General features: G+C 73.2%; 18 protein-coding genes. 10 read left to right on the top strand and 8 right to left on the bottom strand.

Going from position 1 to position 21,161, the window contains the following annotated elements; translation table 11 throughout:
- From BIV28_RS17055 to BIV28_RS17035, 5 genes are all read left to right on the top strand, one after another.
- Nucleotides 1–382: NADH-quinone oxidoreductase subunit J (locus BIV28_RS17055; RefSeq protein WP_207556059.1), on the top strand; the 382-nt coding region annotated here is incomplete at its 5' end.
- On the top strand, nucleotides 379–861 hold the full coding sequence (nuoK, locus tag BIV28_RS20495) for an NADH-quinone oxidoreductase subunit NuoK (protein ID WP_083707452.1): 483 nt from the start codon (nucleotides 379–381) through the stop codon (nucleotides 859–861). The genes BIV28_RS17055 and nuoK, both read left to right, overlap by 4 nt.
- The gene (locus BIV28_RS17045) at nucleotides 858–2,762 is read left to right on the top strand and encodes an NADH-quinone oxidoreductase subunit 5 family protein (protein ID WP_076263728.1); all 1,905 of its coding nucleotides are present in this window, start codon (nucleotides 858–860) and stop codon (nucleotides 2,760–2,762) included. Before nuoK ends, BIV28_RS17045 begins: the two co-directional genes overlap by 4 nt.
- Nucleotides 2,753–4,258, top strand: coding sequence for a complex I subunit 4 family protein (locus tag BIV28_RS17040; RefSeq protein WP_076263727.1), 1,506 nt, complete (start codon nucleotides 2,753–2,755; stop codon nucleotides 4,256–4,258). Before BIV28_RS17045 ends, BIV28_RS17040 begins: the two co-directional genes overlap by 10 nt.
- A gap of 5 nt (nucleotides 4,259–4,263) precedes the next feature.
- Complete coding sequence (locus BIV28_RS17035) at nucleotides 4,264–5,802, top strand: proton-conducting transporter transmembrane domain-containing protein (RefSeq protein WP_076263726.1); 1,539 nt, start codon at nucleotides 4,264–4,266, stop codon at nucleotides 5,800–5,802.
- Here BIV28_RS17035 and BIV28_RS17030 read toward each other — a convergent pair.
- Complete coding sequence (locus BIV28_RS17030) at nucleotides 5,762–6,469, bottom strand: helix-turn-helix transcriptional regulator (protein ID WP_076263725.1); 708 nt, start codon at nucleotides 6,467–6,469, stop codon at nucleotides 5,762–5,764. The genes BIV28_RS17035 and BIV28_RS17030 overlap by 41 nt on opposite strands.
- Nucleotides 6,470–6,884: 415 nt before the next feature.
- Nucleotides 6,885–7,496 (bottom strand): hypothetical protein, encoded by a 612-nt coding sequence (locus BIV28_RS17025; RefSeq protein ID WP_076263724.1) that lies wholly within the window; start codon nucleotides 7,494–7,496, stop codon nucleotides 6,885–6,887.
- A gap of 186 nt (nucleotides 7,497–7,682) precedes the next feature.
- On the opposite strand from BIV28_RS17025, the gene htpX reads away from it, so the two are divergent.
- The 3 genes from htpX to BIV28_RS17010 are packed head-to-tail and all read left to right on the top strand — an operon-like array spanning nucleotide 7,683 to nucleotide 11,669.
- On the top strand, nucleotides 7,683–8,558 hold the full coding sequence (gene htpX, locus BIV28_RS17020; RefSeq protein WP_076263723.1) for a zinc metalloprotease HtpX: 876 nt from the start codon (nucleotides 7,683–7,685) through the stop codon (nucleotides 8,556–8,558).
- A gap of 49 nt (nucleotides 8,559–8,607) precedes the next feature.
- Nucleotides 8,608–11,106 carry an aminopeptidase N gene (pepN, locus tag BIV28_RS17015; RefSeq protein ID WP_076263722.1) on the top strand — a complete coding sequence of 833 codons (2,499 nt, stop codon included), beginning with the start codon at nucleotides 8,608–8,610 and terminating at the stop codon, nucleotides 11,104–11,106.
- Complete coding sequence (locus BIV28_RS17010) at nucleotides 11,103–11,669, top strand: GNAT family N-acetyltransferase (RefSeq protein WP_242653105.1); 567 nt, start codon at nucleotides 11,103–11,105, stop codon at nucleotides 11,667–11,669. The genes pepN and BIV28_RS17010 overlap by 4 nt, the downstream gene beginning before the upstream one ends.
- A 29-nt stretch (nucleotides 11,670–11,698) precedes the next feature.
- On the opposite strand, the gene BIV28_RS17005 is transcribed toward BIV28_RS17010, so the two are convergent.
- The 5 genes from BIV28_RS17005 to BIV28_RS16985 all read right to left on the bottom strand — a co-directional run bounded on the left by BIV28_RS17005 (nucleotide 11,699) and on the right by BIV28_RS16985 (nucleotide 17,547).
- Nucleotides 11,699–12,100, bottom strand: coding sequence for a VOC family protein (locus BIV28_RS17005; protein ID WP_076263720.1), 402 nt, complete (start codon nucleotides 12,098–12,100; stop codon nucleotides 11,699–11,701).
- Nucleotides 12,101–12,166: 66 nt separating this feature from the next.
- Nucleotides 12,167–13,687 carry an SDR family NAD(P)-dependent oxidoreductase gene (locus BIV28_RS17000; protein ID WP_076263719.1) on the bottom strand — a complete coding sequence of 507 codons (1,521 nt, stop codon included), beginning with the start codon at nucleotides 13,685–13,687 and terminating at the stop codon, nucleotides 12,167–12,169.
- Nucleotides 13,688–13,909: 222 nt separating this feature from the next.
- Nucleotides 13,910–15,217, bottom strand: a complete 1,308-nt coding sequence (locus BIV28_RS16995) for a S1C family serine protease (protein ID WP_076263718.1) — start codon at nucleotides 15,215–15,217, stop codon at nucleotides 13,910–13,912.
- A gap of 69 nt (nucleotides 15,218–15,286) precedes the next feature.
- The gene (locus tag BIV28_RS16990) at nucleotides 15,287–16,798 is read right to left on the bottom strand and encodes a sensor histidine kinase (protein ID WP_083707450.1); all 1,512 of its coding nucleotides are present in this window, start codon (nucleotides 16,796–16,798) and stop codon (nucleotides 15,287–15,289) included.
- A 29-nt stretch (nucleotides 16,799–16,827) separates the two neighbouring features.
- Nucleotides 16,828–17,547, bottom strand: coding sequence for a response regulator transcription factor (locus BIV28_RS16985; protein WP_076263717.1), 720 nt, complete (start codon nucleotides 17,545–17,547; stop codon nucleotides 16,828–16,830).
- 169 nt (nucleotides 17,548–17,716) lie between these two features.
- Here BIV28_RS16985 and BIV28_RS16980 point away from each other — a divergent pair, with 169 nt between their 5' ends.
- Nucleotides 17,717–18,304, top strand: a complete 588-nt coding sequence (locus tag BIV28_RS16980) for a hypothetical protein (RefSeq protein ID WP_076263716.1) — start codon at nucleotides 17,717–17,719, stop codon at nucleotides 18,302–18,304.
- A 166-nt stretch (nucleotides 18,305–18,470) separates the two neighbouring features.
- Here BIV28_RS16980 and BIV28_RS16975 read toward each other — a convergent pair whose 3' ends face one another.
- On the bottom strand, nucleotides 18,471–20,123 hold the full coding sequence (locus BIV28_RS16975) for a DNA repair helicase XPB (protein WP_076263715.1): 1,653 nt from the start codon (nucleotides 20,121–20,123) through the stop codon (nucleotides 18,471–18,473).
- 103 nt (nucleotides 20,124–20,226) lie between these two features.
- Here BIV28_RS16975 and BIV28_RS16970 point away from each other — a divergent pair, with 103 nt between their 5' ends.
- On the top strand, nucleotides 20,227–21,159 hold the full coding sequence (locus BIV28_RS16970; RefSeq protein WP_076263714.1) for a hydroxymethylglutaryl-CoA lyase: 933 nt from the start codon (nucleotides 20,227–20,229) through the stop codon (nucleotides 21,157–21,159).
- The last annotated feature ends 2 nt before the right edge of the window (nucleotides 21,160–21,161 follow it).

Genomic DNA, 21,161 nt, shown 5'->3' with positions numbered 1-21,161 from the left:
CGTCGTCCTCGTGCTCTTCGCGCTGATGCTGACCCGCGCCCCGATCGGCCCGCACTCCGAGATCGACACCCCGGCCTGGCAGCGCGTCGTCGGGGCGGTCCTCGGGGCCGCGACCACCGCGCTGCTCGGCGCCCTGCTCCTGCCGCTCTTCTCGGGTGCCACCGCCTCGCTCGACGACGCCCCGTCGGCCACGCCGCGGATCGCCCAGGCCGTCTTCGGCACGTGGGTGTGGCCCTTCGAGCTGTTGTCGGTGCTCCTGCTCGTCGCGCTCATCGGCGCCTTCGCGGTCTCGCGCGTCGTGCTGCACCGGGGCCGCGTCGACGCCGTCCACCCCGCCGACGCCGCCCGTGCCCGCGCGGCCGGCCCGGGGGCGGCGTCGTGATCCACCTCGAGCTGCCCGTGCTCCTCGTCGCCGTCCTGGCCGGCGCGGGCGTCTTCGGCATCCTCGCCCGGCGCAACGCCGTGCTCGTGCTCATCGGCGTCGAGCTCGTCCTCAACGCCGCGAACCTCCTTCTCGTCACGGCCGGCTCGCGCTCGGGCTCACCCCTCGCCGCCGGAGCCGTGCTGACGCTCTTCGTCATCACCATCGCCGCGGCCGAGGTCGTCGTCGCGCTGGCGGTCGTCCTCGTGCTCTTCCGCACCGCCGGGCACGTCGACCTGACCCGCGTGCCCGTCCTCGACGACGGCCCCGACCCCGACGACCTCGACGACGCCGACAACGCCGAAGAGCCCGGGGACGCCGGGGACGCCGGGGACGCCGACGCGCCCGGGGCGCCCGACGCGTCCGGGGTGCCTGGCGCGTCGGGTGGGACGGACGCGACCCCCGAGCCGGCGGCCGCCGGTCCGGAGGTGCGCGCATGAGCTGGGTCGTGCGGCTGGTCGTGGCCCTGCCGGCGCTCGCAGCGCTCGCCGGGCTGCTGGTGCACCGGCAGCGTCGGCTGTCGGCCGCGGTCGCGGTCGGCGCCTCGAGCGCCGTCACCGTGCTCGCGATCGTGCAGTGGGCCGCCTCGATGCGGACCGCCGACATCGACACCTTCGGCGGCCTGCCGCTCGGCGACCTCTCGGTGCCGCTGCACCTGCTGTCCGACCGCACCTCCGGGCTCGTGTCGTTCGTCGTCGCCGTCGTCGTGCTCGGGATCCAGGTCTTCACCGTCTGGTACCTGCGCGACGACCCGCGCTACGGCCGCTTCGCGGCGACGGTCTCGCTCTTCGCCGCGGGGATGCTCCTGCTCGTCCAGGCCTCCGACCTCGTGCTCGTCCTCGTGGGCTGGGAGATCATGGGCTGGTGCTCGTGGCTGCTCATCGGCCACGACAGCGAGCGGCCCGCCGCACGCCGCGCGGCCTACAAGGCCTTCCTCGTCACGCGCGTCGCCGACATCGGCATGGTCGTCGGGATCGTCGCGCTCGCCGTCCGCGCCCGCAGCACCGACCTTCTCGCGGTCATCTCCGCCAACGGGCACTCCACGGCGCTGACCATCGGCCTCGTCGGGGTTGCCGTCGGCGTCGCCGGCAAGTCGGGACTCGTCCCGTTCCACGACTGGCTCCCCGACGCCATGGAGGGCCCGACCCCGGCGTCGGCGCTCATCCACGCGGCGACGATGGTCGCGGCCGGCACGTACGTCATCGCGCGCCTCTTCTCGCTCTACGCCGCGCACGACGGCGCCCGCACGTTCCTCGCCGTCCTCACCGCGGTGACGATGGTCTACGCGGCCCTGCTCGCGCTCGTGCAGACCGACCTCAAGCGGATGCTCGCGTACTCGACGCTGAGCCAGGTCGCCATCATGCTGTCGGCCCTCGCCGCCGCGCCGCACGACGTCGGTCCCGGGCCGGGCATCTCCCACCTCATCGGCCACGCGTTCTTCAAGGCGCTGCTCTTCCTCGCCGCCGGCTGGCTCTCGGTGCTCGCGGGGGCCACGGCGCTCGTCGCGCTGCGAGGCCGGCTGCGCCCCACCGGTGCACTCCGGTGGGCCACCGGCATCGGCCTGGCCTCGCTCGCCGGCGTGCCGCCCCTCATCGGCTTCTTCACCAAGGACACCGTCATCGACGCCGCGATCGAGGGTGAGGGCGTCGGGGCCACCGTCGTCGTGGTGGCGCTCTTCGCCACCGTCGTGCTGACCGCCGCCTACTGCACGCGCGCCTGGCTGCTCCTCGACACCCCGGTGGCCGACGAGCTCGCCGACAGCCCGGTGGCCGACGAGGTCGTCGTCGCCGAGGAGGACGTCGCCGTCGTCACGGTGGCCGACAGCGCCGACGACGCCGAGGTGGAGCGCGTCCACGCCCACGGGCACGCCCCGATCACCCTGTCCGCGGCCCTCGTCGTCTCGGTCCTCGCGGCCCTGACCGTCGTCGGCACGCTCTTCCTCACCGGTCTGCGCGGAGGGATCCACGTGGGCCTGCTCAGCGCCCTGCTGTCGGTGCTGCTCGTCGCCGGGGCCGCCTTCGCGGTCTGGTCGCTCAGCGGGCAGGGACGCGTCGACGTCGCCGACCGCGTGCCGGCCGGCCTGCGCGACAAGGCGGTCCGCGGCTTCGGGATCGACGCCGCCTACGTCGGGGTGGGGCGGGCCGTCACCGCCACCGCCCGCCTCGTCGTGACCCTCGACCGCGACGTCGTCGACGCCTACCCCCGGGCCGCCGCGTCGGTCGTCCGCGGCCTCGGGCGCGCCGGCGACCGCGCCCACCGTGGCGTCCCGTCGGCCGCCCTCGTGGCCCTGCTCGTCGGCGCCGTCGCCGTGGCCGTCCTGGGGGTGGCCGCATGGCGCTGACCGTGATGCTCCTCCTGCCGCTGCTCGCGGCCATCGCCCTCGTCGCCATCCCCGGCGAGTCGCGGGCCGAGCGGGGGATCGCCCTTCTGGCGTCCGTCGTCACCGCCGTGCTCGCCGTCGTCGTCGTGGCCACCGGGGCCGAGGTCGACGCGCCGTGGATCCGCTCGCTCGGGGTGCGCTGGCACTTCGGCGTCGACGGCATCTCGGCCGCGCTCGTGCTGCTCACGGCCCTGCTCACCGTCGGCGTCGTCGCCCACGCGCTGTCCGGTCCGATCCCGCGGGGCGGCACGGGGTCGACGTTCCTCGGCTGCATCCTCCTCGTCGAGACCGGCGCCCTCGGCACGTTCCTGGCGCGCGACGCCATCCTCTTCTTCATCGCCTTCGAGGTCGTCCTCGTGCCGATGTGGGTGCTGATCCGCCGGTTCGGCGACGACCACGTGCCCGACGAGACGCGCGCCGACGCCGCGGGTCGGTTCGTCCTCTTCACGGTCCTGGGCTCCACGCTCATGCTCGTCGGGATCCTGTTCCTCGTGCACCACCAGGGCACGTCCGACCTCGCGGTCCTCGCGGCCCGGCACGGCGAGGGACTGGCCCGGCCGCTCCAGGTCGCCATCGCGGCGGTGCTCCTGCTCGGCCTCGGCATCAAGGTGCCGCTGTGGCCGCTGCACACGTGGCTGCCGTCGGCCCACACCATCGCCCCCACCGCGGGCTCGGTGCTGCTCGCGGCCGTGCTGCTCAAGATGGGCACGTACGGGATCGTGCGCCTCGTCGTCGCCACGGTGCCGGCCGGCGTCGCCGCGCTCGCGCCGCTGCTCGCGATCCTCGGCGTCGTCGGCATCCTCTGGGGAGGCCTGGCCTGCCTCGTCGAGCGCGACCTCAAGCGCCTCATCGCCTACAGCTCGGTGGCGCACATGGGCTTCGTCGCGCTGGCGCTCGCCTCGGGCAGCGAGACCGGCCTGCAGGCCGCGCTGTTCGGCAACATCGCGCACGGCGTCGTGTCGGCGCTGCTCTTCCTCGTCGTCGGCGAGCTCAAGGAGCGCTGGGGCTCGGCCGACCTCCGGGTGGCCCGGGCTGCGCTGCGCGACAAGGCTCCCCGCCTCGGAGGCGTCCTCGTCGTCGGACTGGCGGGCGCCCTGGGGCTGCCCGGCCTCATCAGCTTCTGGGGTGAGTTCCTCGCCCTCTACGCCACGTGGTCGCCGACCGAGGGGCGCCCCGTCGTGCTGCTGCGCGTCTGTGTCGTGCTCGGCGCGGTCGGCTTGGCCCTGGCGGCCGGCTACTCGCTCCGCGTCGCGCGCATCGTGTGGGCGGGGGAGGGGAGCGAGGCCGCCGTCGGCCCCGCCGCGGAGGCCGTCGCCGACGCCCGGGGCGCCCGCTGGGGCGTCATGCTCGCGCTCGTCGTCGTCATCGTCGTGCTCGGCGTCGCGCCGCACCTGCTCCTGTCGCTGTCGGACGTCGCCGCGTCCGGGCTGCTCACCGGCACGGGGGTGGCGCCGTGAAGGGGATGAGCCTCGACCTCGCCGTGCTCCTGCCGGCGCTCGTGCCGCTGGGCGGGGCGCTGCTCGTCCTCGTCGCCGACCTCGTCGTGCCGACGCTGCGGAGGCTGCCGTGGGCGATCGCGGCGCTGGCCTCGATCGGCACCGCCGTGGCCACCGTGCCCGGTCTCGCGTCCGGCGACACCCGGTCCACGCTGTGCCTCGCAACGCCGTCGGGCTCGGCCCTGCCGACGGTCGAGGGGCTGCCCGCGTCGTGCTTCTGGGAGGCCGACGCGCTGACCGGCGCCCTCCAGCTCGTCGCCGGGGTGGCCGCCCTCGTGTGCGTGACGCTGGCCTGGCCGCGGCCGCGCGGCCGCGTGCACGGCCCGACCTCCGAGCCGGTGCAGGTCGTGCTGCTGCTCGCCGCCCTCGCCGCGACCGTCGTCGTGGCCGCGAGCCGCGACGTCGGCACGTGGCTCGTCGCGCTCGAGCTCGCGACGCTCCCGGTCGTCGTCCTCGTGGCCCTCTCCGGGCGCCGCTCGGCCCTGGCCGGCGCCACGCAGCTGCTCGTCATGTCGCTCGTGTCCTTCGCGCTGCTGACGCTCGGCGTCGCCCTCTGGTACGCGGCCACGGGCAGCCCGTTCCTGACGCCCGATGCCGCCCTCTCCACGAGCGGGGCCTTCGAGGCGGCCACGGGCGCCCCGACGTCGGTCGTCTTCCCCTCGGTGTCGGCGGGGGTCGTGTCGCTGGCGACGGTGCTCGTCCTCGCCGGCGTCGGGTTCAAGCTCTCGCTCGTGCCCTTCCACGCGTGGACGCCGACGGCGTACGCCGGGGCGCCGCTGCCGATCGCCACCTTCCTCGCCACGGTCTCCAAGATCGCCGCCCTCGCGGCGCTCCTCGTCGTCCTGCGCGCCGTGTCGGTGCTCGGCACGCCGGCGCTGCTGTCGATCGCGCTGCTCGCCGCGCTGAGCATGACCGTCGGCAACGTGCTGGCCCTGCGTCAGGACGACGTCGTGCGGCTGCTCGCGTGGTCGACCGTCGCGCAGGCCGGCTGGGTCGTGCTGCCGCTCGTCAGCATCTCGGCCCTCGGCGTCGGGGCGAGCGCGACCTACCTGCTCACCTACGTCCTCGCCACGCTCGTCGCCTTCGCCGTCGTGGCCGTCACCGTCCGCGAGCGACCGGCCGACGGCCGCACCCTCGCCGGCTACGAGGGCCTCTGGCGCCGGAGCCCGTGGCGTGCCGGCGCCCTCGCGCTGGCCCTGACCTCGCTCGCCGGCCTGCCGCCGGGCATCATCGGCCTCGTCGGCAAGGTGGTCGCGCTGCGGCCCGTCGTCGCCGAGGGCTGGGTGTGGCTGGCCGCCATCGCGGCGGCCAACGCGGTGCTCGGGGTGGCGGTGTACCTGCGCTGGCTGCGTCCGGTCGTGTCGTCCCCGGACGCGCCGGGCGCGGTGCCCGGCGTCCCCCGACGACGCGGTGGCCGCGTCGCCGTCGCCGGGCTGGTGCTCGCCGCGGCGGTGCTCGTCGTCGTCAGCGTGCAGCCGGACGTCCTGCTGCGTCTTCTGGGCTGACCCGCACCTCGAGGTCGCGCGGCCCCGCAGGGCTCGCTGAGGCTGCTCCGGTCTGTCGGGCCGCAACGTCGCGCGGCGGCCGACGCCGGTCTGGCTCGCACTGGCAGGGGCATTCGGCTAGGCACAGCTCCTCGAAGCAGGCGTCGAAGCAGGTGCACTCGGGTTCGGGCCGCACTCCCCAGCGTTCGACGATCTTGGCCCGGAGCACGGCCATCCGCTCGCGCCGTTCCCGCCGCAGACCGGCGACGGTCGGGTGGTCGAGCTGGGTGCCCCGGCGGTCTCGCAGCTCGATGCGCCTTCCGCGCAGCGTGTACCAACCGCGAGCATCGGGCTTGCCCTTGCGCGGGTTGGCCCCGCGGTGAGGGGGCATGTCGCTCGGGCCGACAGCATCGAGATGGCTCGGGAAGTGCCGGTCGGCATGGTCGCGAATCACGTCGCGCGGGACCGGAGCCACCTCGCCGCCCGAGACATCGACGATCTTGAGGCGCAGGCCGGCCAGCCGGAGGATCTCCACCAGCAGGATGACACCCGGAGTCGTCTCACCACTCTCGATCCGTCCCACGGCCGCCCGAGACACGCCCAGCGCGGCCGCGAGCTCGCGCTGGCTCAGGTCTGCGACGCGACGAACCCGCCGGACGTAGCCGGCGACGTCGAAGCTGTCCTCCATCGGTCCTCCTCTCCCTCGAGTCGACGTGATCGACGGTGGCACGCGTTGGCCGAGTGGCGCCCGTGCTGTCCCCAACCCGAGCCCGAGCACGCGATCAGTGGCCCGCCCGTCCACAGGCAGATGGGGGACGTCTGGACGTCCACTGGGCGGCGATCCACCATGCGGCGACAGCACCGCTCGACGTCGGTCGCGCCGAAGGTCCGCCCTGCTCGCTCGTGTCCGCACTCCCTCACGCACTGCTCCGCTGACCGGAGCAGTGCGTGAGGGAGTGCGCGGGTGGACCGTCGCTCCCGGCAGCTGCTCCGCTGGGCGGAGCAGGTGGTGAGGGGAGCGGCGGGTGGTGGTCCTGGGCCAGAGCGCGAGCGACCCCGCCGCTCCTCGAGGCGGCGGGGTCGGGTCGGGTGCCCGTGCGGTGTCAGCTCAGGGCGAGGGCCTCGTCCCGGACGGCCGGGGCGGTGGTCACGGCGTCGGTGGCGCGCCGGGCGTGCCGCAGGCCGAGGATGCTGAGCACGAGGATCAGGCCCGCGCCGACGTAGGCCACGACGGCGGCGATGCCCGCGACGGTGCCCATGGTGCCGAAGGCGTAGGCGTTGAGCAGGAGGCCGCGCAGGGTGTTGCCCATGAAGAGCGTCTGGCGCAGCTGGCCGAGCTCGGCGAGCTTCGCCTGGTCGGCGCCCGGGTCCTTCGACATGGTCATGAACTCGCCCGAGACCTGCTCGTAGGTGCGGTTGTCCGAGGCGGCGTTCATGTGGACGAGGATGTAGTGGTCGGCGAAGGCCTTGGCCTGCTCACCGGTCGTCATCTTCGTCGTGCCGTCGGCCCACGGAGCGAGGGCGGCCTGGTCGGCCGGGGCCATCTCGGCGATGGCGGTCGCGGCGGGCATCGTGATGTCCTGCTGGGTCAGCTGCTGCTGGACCTGGTCGCCGATGAAGCTGCTCGCGTAGGTCATCAAGCCTCCGGCGACGAGCAGGACGGCGGCCACGATGAGGCCGGTCCACGAGATGAGCCTGTCGAGCGTCTTGCGCATGGTTGCGTCTCCTGGTGTGAGGACCGGGGATCGTCCCCGGGTCGGTTCCTGACACTGCGAAACTACTACGCAACGTAGTACGACATGTAGTAGTTGAATGGTCACCCGTTGTGGTGTCGGTCACCCTCCCTCCCAGCCAACGCCCAGCCGGGGGAACCGCGCCCCCGCTCCACGCGTTGACCCGACATGCACAACCACTTCAACGGGCTCAAGACCGCCGCCCTCTTCGGCGGCATCTGGGCCCTGTTGCTCGGGATCGGCGCCCTCGTCGGCGGCGGCCGCTACATCTGGGTCTTCGCGCTCATCGGCGTCGCGACGACGTTCTACGGATACTGGAACTCCGACAAGCTGGCCATCCGCGCCATGCACGCCTACCCGGTGTCCGAGGCCCAGGCGCCCGCGATGCACCGCATCGTCCGCGAGCTCTCCACGCGGGCGGGCAAGCCGATGCCGCGGCTCTACATCTCGCCGACGCAGGCTCCCAACGCCTTCGCCACCGGCCGCAACCCCAAGAACGCCGCGGTGTGCTGCACCGAGGGCATCCTCCAGCTGCTCGACGAGCGCGAGCTGCGGGGCGTCCTCGGCCACGAGCTCATGCACGTCTACAACCGCGACATCCTCACCAGCTCGGTCGCGGCGGCCGTCGCCGGCGTCATCACCTCGATCGGCCAGATGCTCATGTTCACGAGCATGTTCGGCGGCGGGGGCAGCGACGACGACCGCCCCAACCCCTTCGCCCTCCTCGTCATGAGCCTGCTGGCCCCGCTGGCCGCGGTCCTCATCCAGATGGCGATCAGCCGCACCCGCGAGTACGACGCCGACGAGGACGGCGCCGCCCTGACCGGCGACCCGCTGGCCCTCGCCTCTGCCCTGCGCAAGCTCGAGACCGGCGTCGCGCGGGCCCCGCTGCCCCCGCAGCAGGACATCGTCAACGCGAGCCACATGATGATCGCCAACCCGTTCCGGGCCCAGGACGTCACCCGGTTCCTCGCCACCCACCCGCCGATGGACCGCCGCATCGCGCGCCTCGAGCAGATGGCCGGCGGCCCGGTCCAGCACTGACGGGGTATCCCGGCGACGCCGGGGCGCGCCATCTGGCAGGCTCGCTCCCATGCGCAGTCTCACCCTCGCCGAAGCCCGCGAGCGATCCTCACGGCTCACCGTCACCTCGTACACGGTCGACCTCGACCTCGACCAGGGGCCCGACGTCTTCGGCTCGCGCTCCACGGTGCGTTTCACGTGCTCGACGCCCGGTGCGGGCTCGTGGGTCGACGTCAAGGCGCGCTCCGTCGAGTCCGCGACCCTCAACGGTGCCGCGCTCGACCCGGACTCCGTTGTCGACGGCCGGCTCGAGCTGGCTGGGCTCGGCGAGGACAACGAGCTCGTCGTCGTGGCGACGATGCAGTACAGCCACGACGGCCAGGGCCTGCACCGCGCCACCGACCCCGCCGACGGCCTCGACTACGTCTACGGCCACCTGTTCCTCGACGCCGCCCCCAGCGTCTACGCCTGCTTCGACCAGCCCGACCTCAAGGCCCCCTACGACGTCACGGTCCGCGCGCCGCGCGACTGGGTCGTCATCGGCAACGGCGCGGCCGAGCAGGTCGAGCCCGGCACCTGGGTGCTGGCCACGACGAAGCCGCTGGCCACCTACTTCGTGACGGTGTGCGCCGGACCGTACGTGTCGGTGCGCGACGAGTACGACGGCATCCCGCTCGGGGTGCACGCCCGGGCCTCCCTCCGCGAGCCGCTCGAGCGCCACGCACCGGAGATCCTCGACGTCACGCGTCGCTCCTTCGACTACTTCCACGGCCTCTTCGGCATCCGGTACCCCTTCGGGGAGTACCACCAGGTCTTCGTGCCCGAGTTCAACGCCGGTGCCATGGAGAACCCGGGGTGCGTCACCTTCCGCGACCAGTACCTGTACCGCGGGGCCGCGACGCGCGACGAGCTGCTGACCCGCGCCAACACCGTGAGCCACGAGATGTCGCACATGTGGTTCGGCGACCTCGTGACGATGAAGTGGTGGGACGACCTCTGGCTCAACGAGTCGTTCGCCGAGTACATGTCCCACCGGTGCCTCGTCGACGCCACCGAGTACACCGACGCCTGGGTCGACTCCTCGATCGTGCGCAAGGTGTGGGGCTACGGTGCCGAGCGCTCGCCCTCGACCCACCCGGTGGCCGGTGTCGAGGCCCTCGACGCGCAGAGCGCCCTGCAGAACTTCGACGGCATCTCCTACGCCAAGGGTGCGGCCGCGCTGCGCCAGCTCATCGCCTACGTCGGCGACGACGCCTTCATCGCCGGCGTGCGCACCTACCTGACCGACACCTCGTTCGGCAACGGCACCCTGTCGGACTTCCTCGGCGCCATCGAGCGGGCGAGCGGCAAGGACCTCACCGCGTGGTCGAAGGGGTGGCTGCTCACCGCCGACCGCGACACCATCTCCGTCGAGCTCGACGAGCATGGTGGCGTCGTCGAGTCGGCGACCGTCGTGCGCGAGTCTCCCGCCGCCCACCCGGCCGACCGCCCGCACGCCTTCGACGTCGTCGGGTGGACCGACGGGCGCGAGGTGGGGCGCGCCGCCACCACGGTCACGACCGAGCGCACCGCGCTCGACGCCCTCGCCGGCAGTTCGGCGCCGGCCGTGCTCGTGCCCAACGCGTCCGACCTCACGTGGGCTCGCGTGCGCCTGCCCGACGCCACCGTCGAGGCGCTGCCCGAGCAGCTGGCCCAGGTGCCCGACGCGCAGGCCCGAGCTGTCGTGTGGTCGGCGCTCATCGACGGCGTGCACGGCGCGTCGGTCGGTCCCGATGCGTTCCTCGACGTCTTCGACGCCGCGTGGCCGCACGAGACCAACTCCTCGATCCTGACGCGCATGGCGGCCTACGCCGAGCACCGCATCGTGCCGTTCTTCGTGCCGCGACCGGCCCAGGCGGCCGCGGTCGGGCGGCTCGCCTCGGCGGCCACGGCCCTGCTCGGCCGGGCTCCGGCCGGGTCCACCGAGTCGCTGGCCGCGGCCCGGCTGCTCGCCGGCACGAGCGAGGACGAGTCGCTGCTGCGGGCCTGGGCCGACGGCAGCCAGCTGCCCGAGGGCCTGTCCGACGACGGTGACTTCCGCTGGATCGTCGTGCGCAACCTCGCCTCGCGCGGGCTGCTCGACGTGCCCGGCGTCGAGGCGTTCCGGGCCAAGGACGACACGCTCCAGGGCGGCCTCAACGCGCTCATGTGCCGGGCGTCCCTGCCCGGGGCCGACGACAAGGCCTGGGCCTGGGAGCAGCTGACCGGGCGGCACGGGCGCTCCAACTACGAGATGGTGCACCTGGCCCGCGGCTTCTGGATGGCGCCCGACGACGCCCTCGTCGCCGACTACGTGCCGCGCTACTTCTCCGACGTCCCGGCGATGTCGGGCTGGGTCGGTGAGGACGCCCTGTCGCGCGTCGTGCTCGTGGCCTTCCCGAAGGTGTTCACCGAGGACACCGCGCGCCTCAGCGCCGACGCCCTCGACCGCCACGACCTCACGCCGGCGGTGCGTCGTTCGCTCGTCGACGCCGACGCCGAGCTGCGCGAGGCCCTGGAGTCCCGCGCGGCCTTCGGGGCGGTGGCGTGACGGCCCCTGCCCGGGACCTTCTACGCGTGCCGGGCGGCGGCTGGGTCGTCGGGCCGGCCGTCGTCGGCGCGCCCGACTCGCTGGCGCTGCTCCGCGACTACCTCGTCGACGTCGCCGACCGGTGGTTCCTCCTGCACGAGGGCCGGACCTCGACCCCGGAGGAGATCGAGGCCGCCTGGCAGGCCATGCCCTGTGGCGACCTTGCAGCGCCGACCGGCGCCTTCCTCGTGGCCCGGAGCACCGACGGGTCCGGCCGGCTCGGCGGGTGCGTGGGCGTGCGCCTGGTCGATGCCGGTTCCGCCGGTGGGCCCGACGCCACGGTGTGCGAGCTGAAGCGGATGTTCGTGCGGCCCGAGGCGCGGGGCTCCGGCCTGGCCGCGCGCCTCCTCAGCGCGGCCGAGGACGCCGCCCGCGACCTGGGTGCCACCTCGATCCGGCTCGACACGCGTCTGGACCTGGTCGAGGCCCGGGCCCTCTACACACGGCACGGCTACGCCGAGGTGCCCTGCTTCACCGTCGACGACCCGTACGCCGAGATCTGGTACGCCAAGCCCCTCGCCTGACCCCGACCGGCCGGTGCCGCGGAGGCGGTTCAGCGGTCGTAGGCGGTGGTGTGGCGCGGCTCGTACAGCTGGATGTCGTCGGCGCCGGGGACGGCCATCATGACGACGAGGCCGTAGCGATGATCGGCCGGCTCGGTCGTGAACTGTGCTCCGCGAGAGGCGAGCTCGGCCATCGTGGCGGCGAGGTCGTCGCACATGAGGGAGATCGCGTGGTGCCGTGGAGCGCTCCAGCCGGAGCCCTCGGGGCCGCGGGTCGGGTGGACGCCGAGCTCGCTCGGGCCGGTCCCGAAGATGAGCCACGCGTCGGCGCCGGCGGCGTCGGCGCTCGTGGCGGCGTCGGTGACGAACGGCCACCGGAGGACGTCGCGGAAGAAGGCCCGCGTCGCTGCGGCGTCGTCGGAGTAGACGAGGTTGTGCACGGCGGTGATCATGCTCGCGACGCTACGCCGCGAGCCGCGGCGGAGTACACGGTCGAGCCGACAGCACGGCCGACGGCGTCACCAGGGGCTGGGCTCGTAGTCCTTGACGAAGCAGCCGTAGAGGTCCTCGCCGGCCTCGCCGCGCACGATCGGGTCGTAGACGCGGGCCGCGCCGTCGACGAGGTCGAGCGGGGCGTGCCAGCCCTCGGCGGCGATGCGCAGCTTCTCGTCGTGCGGCCGCTCGTCGGTGATCCAGCCCGTGTCGACCGCGGTCATGAGGATGCGGTCGGTCTCGAACATCTCGCCGGCGCTCGTGCGCGTCATCATGTTGAGGGCGGCCTTGGCCATGTTCGTGTGCGGGTGGCCCGGGCCCTTGTACCGGCGGGAGAACTGGCCCTCCATGGCCGACACGTTGACCACGTACGCGCGTCGGGCCCCGGCGGCGACCGCGGCCCGCATCGCCGGGCGCAGCCGCGACACGAGGATGAACGGCGCGGTCGAGTTGCACAGCTGCACCTCGAGCAGCTCGAGCGGGTCGACCTCCTCGACCTTCTGCGTCCACGAGTTGTTGCGCTGCAGGTCGGGCAGCAGCCCGCCGGCGTCGACGGCGGTGCCGGCGCGGTGCGCCTCGAGGCTCGCATGGCCGGCGGTCAGGGCCAGGGCGGTCATCGACGCGGCGGTCTGGGCCGCGAGCGCGTGCTCGACCGACTCGCCGTCGTGGTGGGCGACGGCATGGCCCCGGAGCGCGCCGGCGATGGAGGCCGGGTGCGCCTCGCTGATCCGGTCGAAGGTCACCATCTCGGGCATCGGCAGGCCGTCGGGCAGCGGCGCCGACTCGTTCTCGACGAGGTTGCCGTAGGCGCCGGGGGAGCGGCGCACCGTCTGCGCCGCGTTGTTGACGAGGATGTCGAGCGGTCCGGCCGCCGACACCTCGTCCGCGAGGGCGACGACCTGCGTCGGGTCGCGCAGGTCGATGCCGACGATCTTGAGCCGGTCGATCCAGTCGGCCGAGTCCTCCATCGAGGAGAACCGACGCATCGCGTCCTTCGGGAAGCGCGTCGTGATCGTCGTGTGCGCACCGTCGCGCAGCAGCCGCAGCGCGATGTACATGCCGATCTTGGCCCGCCCGCCCGTGAGCAGGGCGCGCTTACCGGTGAGGTCGGTGCGCTGGTCGCGCTTGCCGTGGCTGAAGGCCGCGCACTCGGGGCAGAGCCAGTGGTAGAACGCGTCGACGAGGGTGTAGTCGCGCTTGCAGATGTAGCACCCGCGCGGGTTGACCAGCTCACCCGCGTACGCGCCGGTGGCGTTGGAGACCAAGGGGATTCCCTTGGTCTCGTCGTCGATCCGCATCGGCGAGCCGGTGGCCGTCGACTCGATGACCTGCCGGTCGGCCTTGCGCTCGGCCCACGTCTTGGCGTTGCGCCGGTCCTTCTTGAGCCGCTTGTACATCAGTGAGGCCGCGCGCTTGAGGGTCTCGAAGTCGGGGTCGTCGAGGTCGAGCGAGGGGGCCAGGCCCAGGACCCGCACGGCGGTGGCGACGTCCTCGGGGTCGAGGCGCACGACGGCGGCGGGGTCCAGCTCGTTCTCGGTCTCACTCACCGCGCAAGGGTACGCGGCGGGCAGGGCGGCCCCCGAATCGTCGGCCGGGGACGCAACCGGGGTGGCACCCGTCGCGCCAGGTCGACGATTCGGGTGCCACCCCGTCACTCCCACCCCGGGAGCGAGGGTCCGTCCGCGGCGCGCCCCGGTCAGGGTTCGGGACGCCGCCGCGGGCGGAGGATGTGGCGGCCCGGGGAGCATCGGGCCGCCGCCGCGTGGATGTCAGCTCGAGGAGCCGGGCTTGACGGCGAGGGTCACCTGCACGTCTTGCCGCTGGCCGCCACGGATGACCGTGAGGGTCGTCTTGTCGCCGGCCGTCATCTCGCGGATCTGGGCGACGAGGGCCGTGGCCGAGTCGATGCGCTGGCCGTCGGCGGCGATGACGACGTCACCGGTCTTCAGGCCCGCGTTCGCCGCGGGCGTCCCGCTCTGGACCGAGGCCACCTGGGCGCCGGCGCGCTTGGCCGACCCGTCCGTGACGGTCGTGTCGCGCAGCGTCACGCCGAGGAACGCGTGCTCGGCCTTGCCGCTCTTGATGAGCTGGTCGGCGATCGACTTGGCCTCCTTGACCGGGATGGCGAAGCCGATGCCGATGTTGCCGCTCTGGCCGGAGGATCCCTGGCTCAGCGACGCGATCGAGCTGTTGATGCCGACGAGCTCGCCCTTGGCGTTGACGAGGGCGCCGCCGGAGTTGCCCGGGTTGATGGCGGCCGAGGTCTGGATCGCGTTGGTGACGACGTCCTCGCTCGTGCTGCTGCTGCCCTGCTGCTGGCCGAACGGCGACTGGTTCTGGTTCTGGTCCGCCGTGCTCGTGCTGACCGGGCGGTTGAGCGCCGAGACGATGCCGGTGGTGACGGTGCCGGACAGGCCGAGCGGGTTGCCCACGGCCATGACCGGGTCGCCGACCTTGAGGGCCTCGGAGTCGCCGAGGGTGATCGGGACGATGTCGCTCGGCACCGAGCTGAGCTTGATGACGGCGAGGTCGGTCGAGGGGTCGGTGCCGACGATCGACGCGCTGTAAGTGCGTCCGTCGGAGAGCGTCACGGTGATCTGGCCCTGCCCGCCCGCCGCGTCACCGACGACGTGGTTGTTCGTCAGGATGTGGCCGGCCTTGTCGAAGACGACGCCGGAGCCGGCGGCCTCGCCCTGCTGCGTCGTCACGTCGATGCTGACGACGCTCGGGGCGGCGGCCTTGGCGACGGCGGTCCAGTCGGGGCTCGACGCGTTGCCCTGGATCACCGTGGGCGAGGAGCCCTGGGTGGAACCCTGCGTCGTGCTCGAGGAGGACGCCGTCGGGGACGCGGTGTCCTGCCCGGCGTACTGCGTCACCGCGTACGTGCCACCGCTCGCGAGGACCGCGGCGAGGAGGGCGGTGACGGCCGTCTGGCCGACGCGGCGGTCCTTGCGCGGCGGGGGCGGCGGGGGCGTCTGCTGGCCCTGTCCGAACGCGGGCGGGGGCGGCGGTGCGGACTGGCTGTAGTAGTCCCCGCCTTGCGGGATGCGCTGGGTGTTGTCAGGTGCCAGGGTCATGGCTCCTCCTCGTCTGGTGTGCCTGAACTCCATGACACCGGGGGAGCTTTTGACGCCGTTGTGGCCTTCCTAGGAATCGCCTGTGCGATCGTCGCGCGCCGCGTGGACGGGTAGCTCGACGACGAATGTGGCTCCGCCGCCGGGCGTCTCGTCGACGCGGACCGACCCGCGGTGGGCCTCGACGATCGCCTCGACGATGGCCAGGCCCAGGCCGTTGCCGCCGCCCTTGCCGCGGCTGCGGGAGGTGTCGGCGCGGTAGAACCGCTCGAAGACGGCGGCCCGCGCCTCGGCCGGGATGCCGGGCCCGTGGTCGCGCACGTGCAGGGCGACGTGGGCCGGGTCGACGCGTCCGACGAGGATCTCGACGGGGGTGCCGGGAGGCGTGTGGATCCGGGCGTTCGTCACGAGGTTGGTGACGACCTGGCGCAGCTGGCGCTCGTCGGCCTCGAGCTCGGTGGGGCCGATCGGACCGTGGATGCCGGTGGCGACGACGTGCCGGTCGGGGGCGATGGTGCGGGCGTCCTGGGCGGCGTCGGCGGCGAGCACCGCGAGGTCGACGGGCTGGATCTCGAGCGGGCGCTCGCCGTCGAGACGGGCCAGGGTCAGCAGGTCCTCGACGAGCCCGCTCATGCGCTGGCTCTCGCTCTCGATGCGGCCCATGGCGCCGGTCACCGCCTCGGCGGTGGGCAGCGCGCCCTGGCGGTAGAGCTCGGCGTACCCACCGACCGCCGCGAGCGGGGTGCGCAGCTCGTGCGAGGCGTCGGCGATGAACCGCCGCATCTTGGCCTCGTTGGCCTCCCGGACGGCGAAGCTCTGCTCGATGCGGCCGAGCATCGCGTTGAGCGAGCGCGACAGCGAGGCCACCTCGTCCTCGGTGTCGGGCAAGGCGACGCGTCGGGTGAGGTCGCCGCCGGCGATCTGGGCGGCGGTGTCCTCGATGCGGGTCAGGGGTCGGAAGGTGCGCCCGACGAGGTACCAGCCGAGCGCGGCGCAGACGATGAGCACGATGACGCCGATGGCCACGGCGTACCAGATGAACTGCTGGACGGTGCTCTCGAGGCCGCGCAACGGCAGCGCGACGATGAACGCCGCCTTGTCGTCGGCGGTCGGGCGCGCCATCGCCAGCCAGCTGCTGCCGCCCCCCTCGGAGGGCACCTGGAACGACCGCCCGCTCTCGACCTTGTCGTCCTCGGGGCCGAGGCGCGGCAGGGCGGGCGAGTCGTCGGGCTCGGTGGCCGCCTCGTTCAGGTTGATCGTCTCGGTGGAGCCGACCGGCATGAGCCGCAGCGTGAACCCGCTCGGCAGCAGCGGCTTGCCCTGGACGAGGTCCTGGGCCTGGTAGCGCTGGATGCTGTCGGCGTAGACCGACAGCTCCTGGTCGGACTGCCCGATCAGGTACTGGCGCAGCAGGGCGCTGACGACGAGCGTCACGATCGCCAGGGCGACGAGGATGAGGCCGAGCGCGACGCCGAGGAGGCGCCAGCGCAGCGGCAGGGCGCGCAGGCGCCCGAAGGCGCGGCGTCGCCCGCGGGTCGGACGCGCGGGGCGTTCGGGCGCTCCGGTGGCCGGCTCGGGGTTCATGCAGGCTCCGTCGGGTGGATCGGCTCGGGTCAGCTCGTCGTCTCGGGCGGCACGCGCAGGACGTAGCCCACGCCCCGCTTCGTGTGGATGAGCGAGGGCCCGTCGGCGTCGATCTTGCGCCGCAGGTAGGAGATGTACGACTCCACGATGCCTGACTCGCCGCGGAAGTCGTAGTCCCAGACGTGGTCGAGGATCTGCAGCTTGGACAGCACCCGGTTCGGGTTGAGCAGCAGGTAGCGCAGCAGCTTGAACTCGGTGGGGGACAGGTCGATGACGCGTCCGCCGCGGCGCACCTCGTGGGAGTCCTCGTTGAGCTCGAGGTCGTGGAAGCGCAGCGTCGCGGACTCGTCGACGGCCCCACGCGTACGGCGCAGCACCGCCCGGATGCGGGCGATGACCTCCTCGAGGCTGAACGGCTTGGTGACGTAGTCGTCGCCGCCGACCGTGAGCCCCTGGATCTTGTCGCCGGTGGCGTCGCGGGCCGTGACGAAGACGATCGGCTGCTGGCGGCCGCGGTCGCGCAGGCGGCGGGTCACCTCGAAGCCGTCGACGTCGGGGAGCATGACGTCGAGGACGACGAGGTCGGGCTCGGTCTCCTCGGCCATGGCGAGCGCGCTGGTGCCGTCGGCCGCGGTCTCGACCTCGAAGCCGGCGAAGCGCAGGGAGGTCGCGAGCAGCTCACGGATGTTCGGCTCGTCCTCGACGATGAGCAGTCTGGCCTCGGGGGCCGGGGCGGTCTGGGTGTCCACGTGAACAGTGTCAGCACGTCGGCTGGGAGTTCGCTGGGAACTTTCCTGCACCTTTGCTGTGAAACCGCTGGGCGGGTCCGGCGCCTCCGGTGGCGGATTCGGACATTTCGGGCAGACTGGATGGGGTCCGAAGCAACACCATGGGGGTTTTGCAAAGGAGCTGGTCGAGTTGTCGAAGAGCACCACGGTCCGAGCCGCCGCCGCTGCGGCGGCCTTCCTCGCCACGTCGGGTGTCGCCACCGCCGCCTCGGCGGGCGCGACGCCGGTCACGGCGAGCCCACCCGCCGTCCACGCCCTCGCCCCGGCGCACACCGGGACCAGCTTCGCGAGCCTCACGCTCGACGAGCTGAAGACCCGCGTCACGGCGGCGATCGACCGTCAGGCCGCGCGCGTCGTGGCCCTCGCCGAGAAGATCCAGGCGAGCGACCGGCTCACCGCCGAGCAGAAGGCCCGCGCCGCCGCCCGGCTCGAGAAGGCGCGCACCCAGCTGGCCGACCTCCGCACCGCGGTGCAGTCCCAGACGACGAAGGAGGGTGTCGTCCGCGTCCTCGCCGACGCGCGGCGCGACCGCGTCTTCTGGACCCGCGACGGCTGGGGCGACCGCGACCGCACCCGCTGCGACGGCGACGGGCGCGACGGCGACCGCGACGGGTCCCGTGACGGCTCCCGGTACGGGTCGTGGAGCGGCTCGCGCGACGGCTCCCGAGACGGCTCGCGTGACGGCTCGAGCTGGTCCGGTCACCGCGACCGGCGCTGATCGACCCACCAGGTCCGCGGCCCGGTCCACGGGGCGGGCACCGGTCCGCGGACCACTCCGGCACACCGAGTGCCGGCTTCCCCCAGGGGCCCCGTCCGACCACGTCGGACGGGGCCCCGCCCGTGCCACCACGGGGGCGAGCCCCTGAGGAGACGGGCGGGACGCGTCAGAGGTCGTCGGCGTCGACGATCCGGTAGGCGTAGCCCTGCTCGGCGAGGAAGCGCTGCCGGTGGGCGGCGAAGTCCGCGTCGACGGTGTCGCGCGAGACGACGGTGTAGAAGTGCGCCGTGCGGCCGTCGCCCTTGGGCCTCAGCACGCGTCCGAGGCGCTGGGCCTCCTCCTGGCGCGAGCCGAAGGTGCCGCTGATCTGGATGGCGACGCTGGCCTCGGGCAGGTCGATGGAGAAGTTGGCGACCTTGCTGACGACCAGCGTGCTGATCTCCCCGGTGCGGAACGCGTCGTAGAGCCGCTGGCGCTCCTTGACGGTGGTCTCGCCGGTGATGACGTCGGCGCCGAGCCGCTCGGCCACCTCGTGCAGCTGGTCGAGGTACTGGCCGATGACGAGCGTCGGCTCGCCGGTGTGCTTCTTCGCCAGCGTCTCGACGACCGGCAGCTTGGCGTCGGTGCACGAGGCGAGGCGGTAGCGGTCGTCCGGCTCGCTCGTCGCGTAGGCCATCCGCTGGCCCTCGGGCAGCGTGATGCGCACCTCGACGCAGTCGGCCGGGGCGATGTAGCCCTGCGCCTCGATGTCCTTCCACGGCGCGTCGAAGCGCTTGGGGCCGATGAGGCTGAAGACGTCGGCCTCCCGCCCGTCCTCGCGCACCAGGGTGGCGGTCAGGCCCAGCCGACGCCGCGCCTGCAGGTCGGCAGTCATCCGGAAGATCGGAGCGGGCAGCAGGTGCACCTCGTCGTAGACGACGAGGCCCCAGTCGCGGGCATCGAGCAGGTCGAGGTGGGTGTAGGCGCCCTTCCGGCGGGTCGTCAGCACCTGGTAGGTCGCGATGGTAACGGGGCGGATCTCCTTGCGGGCGCCGGAGTACTCGCCGATCTCGTCCTCGGTGAGGCTCGTGCGCCGCAGTAGCTCGTCCTTCCACTGCCGGGCGCTGACGGTGTTCGTCACGAGGATGAGCGTCGTGGCCTTGGCCGCGGCCATCGCCCCGGCGCCGACGAGCGTCTTGCCGGCGCCGCAGGGGAGCACGACGACGCCGGAGCCACCGTGCCAGAAGCCGTCGACGGCGTGCTGCTGGTAGGGCCGCAGCGACCAGCCGTCCTGGCGCAGGTCGATGGGGTGGGCCTCGCCGTCGACGTAGCCGGCGAGGTCTTCGGCCGGCCAGCCGACCTTGAGCAGCTCCTGCTTGAGGGTGCCGCGCTCGCTCGGGTGGACCGTGACCGCGAGGTCGTCGATACGCTCGCCGGTCAGCGGCTTGATCTTCTTGTGCCGCAGCACCTCCTCGAGCACCGGGCGGTCGGTCGTGCGCAGCACGAGACGCGTCCCCTCGGGGGAGTCGGCGAAGCCCTCCTTCTCGAGGGTGAGGCGGCCGTAGCGGTCCATCGTGTCGGCGACGTCGACGAGCAGGGCGTGCGGCACGGCGTACCGGCTGAAGCCCATGAGGGCGTCGACGACCTGCTCGGCGTCGTGCCCGGCGGCGCGCGCGTTCCACAGGCCGAGCGGGGTGATGCGGTAGGTGTGCACGTGCTCGGGTGCCCGCTCGAGCTCGGCGAAGGGGGCGATGGCGCGCCGCGCTGCCTCGGCGCGCGGGTGGTCGACCTCGAGGAGCAGCGTCTTGTCGCTCTGGACGATCAGGGGTCCGTCATTCATCGTCAGTGCTCAACCTTCTCGCCGGTTCGAGGTATTCCGCGACCGCCGGTGGTCGTCGAATACCTCGAACCGGGGCGGGATGCCGTGGTGACAGTATGGGCGAATGCGATCCCCACAGGTCGAGGCGGCGACGGGGCTGCCGGCGAAGGTGACGATCTACGAGGTCGGTCCGCGCGACGGCCTCCAGAACGAGAAGACCGTCGTTCCGGCCGCCACGAAGGTCGAGTTCATCCGGCGCCTCGAGGCCGCCGGGCTGGGCACCATCGAGACGACCTCGTTCGTGCCCGCGAAGTGGGTGCCGCAGATGGGCGACGCCGAGGAGGTGCTCGGCGCCCTCGGGCCCGACGGCATCGGGCGTGCTCGCCCCGCCCTCGTGCCCAACGAGCGCGGCCTCGACCGGGCCGAGGAGCTGGGCCTCACGGCCATCGCGATCTTCGGCTCGGCCACCGAGACCTTCGCGCAGAAGAACCTCAACCGGTCCGTCGCCGAGCAGTACGCGATGTTCGAGCCGGTCGTGAAGCGGGCGCTCGCGGACGGCATGTGGGTGCGCGCCTACGTGTCCATGTGCTTCGGCGACCCGTGGGAGGGGCCGGTGCCCGTCGACCAGGTCGTCGAGACGGCCGAGCGCCTCATGGACCTCGGCTGCCACGAGCTGAGCCTCGGCGACACCATCGGCGTCGGCACCACCGGGCACGTGCACCGCCTGCTCGACGCGCTCGGCCGCCGCGGCATCGGCACCGACCGCGTCGCCGTGCACTTCCACGACACCTACGGCCAGGCGCTCGCCAACACGATGGCCGCGCTGGCCGACGGCGTCTCGGTCGTCGACGCGTCGGCCGGCGGCCTCGGGGGCTGCCCCTACGCGAAGTCGGCGACCGGCAACCTCGCCACCGAGGACCTGGTGTGGGCGCTGCACGGCGCCGGCGTCGAGACGGGCGTCGACCTCGACGCGCTCGTCGAGACCTCGGTCTGGATGGCCGGGCGGCTCGGCCGGCCCAGCCCGAGCAACGTCGTTCGGGCCCTCGCCGGGGCCTGACG

The organism is Intrasporangium flavum (assembly GCF_001956915.1).
Classification (GTDB): Bacteria; Actinomycetota; Actinomycetes; order Actinomycetales; family Dermatophilaceae; genus Monashia; species Monashia flava.
The sequence above is the reverse complement of the archived record's forward strand: the minus strand, read 5'-3'. Positions and strand labels throughout refer to the sequence as shown.

Excerpts from the sequence above, each read along its gene's own strand:
- BIV28_RS17045 (WP_076263728.1), top strand. The coding sequence starts at position 858 with ATGAGCTGGGTCGTGCGGCTGGTCGTGGCCCTGCCGGCGCTCGCAGCG.
- BIV28_RS17040 (WP_076263727.1), top strand. The coding sequence starts at position 2,753 with ATGGCGCTGACCGTGATGCTCCTCCTGCCGCTGCTCGCGGCCATCGCC.
- BIV28_RS17035 (WP_076263726.1), top strand. The coding sequence starts at position 4,264 with ATGAGCCTCGACCTCGCCGTGCTCCTGCCGGCGCTCGTGCCGCTGGGC.
- BIV28_RS17030 (WP_076263725.1), bottom strand. The coding sequence starts at position 6,469 with ATGGAGGACAGCTTCGACGTCGCCGGCTACGTCCGGCGGGTTCGTCGC.
- BIV28_RS17025 (WP_076263724.1), bottom strand. The coding sequence starts at position 7,496 with ATGCGCAAGACGCTCGACAGGCTCATCTCGTGGACCGGCCTCATCGTG.
- htpX (WP_076263723.1), top strand. The coding sequence starts at position 7,683 with ATGCACAACCACTTCAACGGGCTCAAGACCGCCGCCCTCTTCGGCGGC.
- pepN (WP_076263722.1), top strand. The coding sequence starts at position 8,608 with ATGCGCAGTCTCACCCTCGCCGAAGCCCGCGAGCGATCCTCACGGCTC.
- BIV28_RS17005 (WP_076263720.1), bottom strand. The coding sequence starts at position 12,100 with ATGATCACCGCCGTGCACAACCTCGTCTACTCCGACGACGCCGCAGCG.
- BIV28_RS16995 (WP_076263718.1), bottom strand. The coding sequence starts at position 15,217 with ATGACCCTGGCACCTGACAACACCCAGCGCATCCCGCAAGGCGGGGAC.
- BIV28_RS16990 (WP_083707450.1), bottom strand. The coding sequence starts at position 16,798 with ATGAACCCCGAGCCGGCCACCGGAGCGCCCGAACGCCCCGCGCGTCCG.
- BIV28_RS16975 (WP_076263715.1), bottom strand. The coding sequence starts at position 20,123 with ATGAATGACGGACCCCTGATCGTCCAGAGCGACAAGACGCTGCTCCTC.
- BIV28_RS16970 (WP_076263714.1), top strand. The coding sequence starts at position 20,227 with ATGCGATCCCCACAGGTCGAGGCGGCGACGGGGCTGCCGGCGAAGGTG.